Here is a 2,054-nt window from a genome sequence, read left to right on the forward strand (position 1 = left end):
CCCCAGGCCCCCGCTCAGGCCGCCGCCGGCGGCCACGCCCAGAGAGCCCGCCGCACCTGTTCCCGCAGCGAGGATCGCGCCCAGATCGGCACCTGCGCTACCGAACAGGCCCGACTCGGCAGCCATCGGAGCCACTGCCGCGATGTCCGCGTGGCACACATCGCCGAGCCCCGCCGCGCTGAGCGCGGCCTGAGGGTTCGCGCAGTACGCGGCGGCAGCGTCCTCGTCGCGGAGCAGACGGAGGATGAAGTCGAGAACTGCGTTGCTGGCCATGAGGAAGCTCCTGACGGTCGGTCGGCCGGCCACCGCGGTTTCCGGTACGGACACTGCGGCGAGATTGATCAATACGCTACGAATCCGGGAGGCGGACGGGAACGGGGCGCATCCCCCCGAACACGGACAGGGGGATGCGGCCGGCGCACCTTAGGGGATTGTGGACGATTAGGGGAATCGCCCTCGAGCTGGGGCGCAGATGCACGCTTGCCGTAACGATCGACGCACTCGCGGCGACAATCGCCATACCACCGGCGGTGCCGCAACCCGCCCCTGACGTATGGGAGAAGCGCATGGGCGCCGTGCTCGGAGTTGCTGTCGGAACGACCAATTCAGGCACCGCACTCGTGACAGCGGACGGGACAGCGACCGATGGGACGGACGTCGTCACCTCGACACGACCGACGATCCTGCACCTGTTGCCGGACGGAACGGCCGCGTTCCCGGAGGCCGACGACGACGCCGGACGCGCCGCACTGACGGGGTTCGTGGAGCGGGTGGGCGACCCGGTCGGCCTACTCGACGACGCCGGCCGGATCCATGCCGGAGCCGACCTCTTCGCGGCCGCGGTGGCGGGCCTGGTCGACTCGGCGACCCCGGCGACGGTGGTCGTCACCCATCCGACGACGTGGAGCAGGTACACCGTCCGCGCGCTCGAAACCGCGCTCGCCCGCGCGGGGCTGCCCGCGGCCGGAACGACCACGGAAGCCGCGGCCTGCGTGCGGTGGCTCGAATCGTCGCGCGGGTACCTCGACGACGGTGTCGTCGTCGTGTACGACCTCGGCGCGTCCGGGCTGGATGTCACGGTGGCCCGCACCGGTTCCGAACCGGTGATCCTCGGCAAGCCGCTCCGCTCGGAGGACTTCGGCGGCGCGCACTTCGACCAGCTGATCACGCGCTACGTGCTCGACGCGATCGCGGACAAGGTGACCGACCTCGACCCGTTCGATGCCCCCACCACCGCAGCCCTGGCGGTGCTGCGCGCCGACTGCGCCGCCGCCAAGGAGAGGTTGTCGACCGACACCGAGACCGCCATCCCGGTCGCCCTGCCCGGAGTGACGACCGATGTCCGCCTGGTGCGATCCGAGCTCGAGGACCTGATCCGACGCCCCCTGTCGGGTTCGGTCGACCTGATCCGAGAGGCCCTGCGGTCGGCCGAGATCGAGATCTCCGACGTCACCCACGTCCTGCTCGCCGGCGGGGGCGGCGCGATCCCCCTGGTCGCCGAGGTCGTGTCGTCCGAACTGGGGCTCACCGTGGTCGCGGCGCCGGTTCCCGCGCTCACCGCGGCGATCGGCGCGGCGTACCTGGCCGGCGACGCCCCGACAGCGGATACCGCCGCCGCTCCGGACCCGATCGAGCCCGAGCACGACACCGCCGACGGCGTCGACCCCGCCGTCGCATCTCGATCATCGCGGCGGCAGTGGCCGCGGCGGGACTCCTCACCGCCGGAGGTCTGTCGATCGGCACGGCCGCACACACGTCACCGTCGCCGGCCGCGACGTCCACTTCGGACACGTCGGCGCCGGCTCCCACCGAGGGCGGCGCCCTCACCGCGGACGGTGCCGGGACGAGCGGATCCTCCTCACCGGAGATGTCGGCCGTCAACGTCACCGTCGACGGCAGGTCCACTGCGGCAACGGCAATCGTCGGCACGAACCGATCCGGCGGGCGCACCGACGCCACCGGCGGACAGTCCAGCCCCCTTCCCCCGGCCCCGGGCGGCGCACCCGCGGCGACGCCGGGAACCCCGGCGCCGGAGAACCCGGGCACCGCAGCCG

The 2,054-nt window shown here is 72.5% G+C and carries 2 protein-coding genes; one reads left to right on the plus strand and one right to left on the minus strand.

The window, feature by feature from the left end:
• Positions 1–273: IniB N-terminal domain-containing protein (locus tag IJ15_RS25040; protein WP_197059910.1), on the minus strand; the 273-nt coding region annotated here is incomplete at its 3' end.
• Positions 274–566: 293 nt separating this feature from the next.
• On the opposite strand from IJ15_RS25040, the gene IJ15_RS25045 reads away from it, so the two are divergent.
• Positions 567–2,054: Hsp70 family protein (locus IJ15_RS25045; RefSeq protein ID WP_051919615.1), on the plus strand; the 1,488-nt coding region annotated here is incomplete at its 3' end.

It is taken from the genome of Prescottella defluvii (genome assembly GCF_000738775.1).
In the GTDB taxonomy this organism is placed as follows: Bacteria; Actinomycetota; Actinomycetes; order Mycobacteriales; family Mycobacteriaceae; genus Prescottella; species Prescottella defluvii.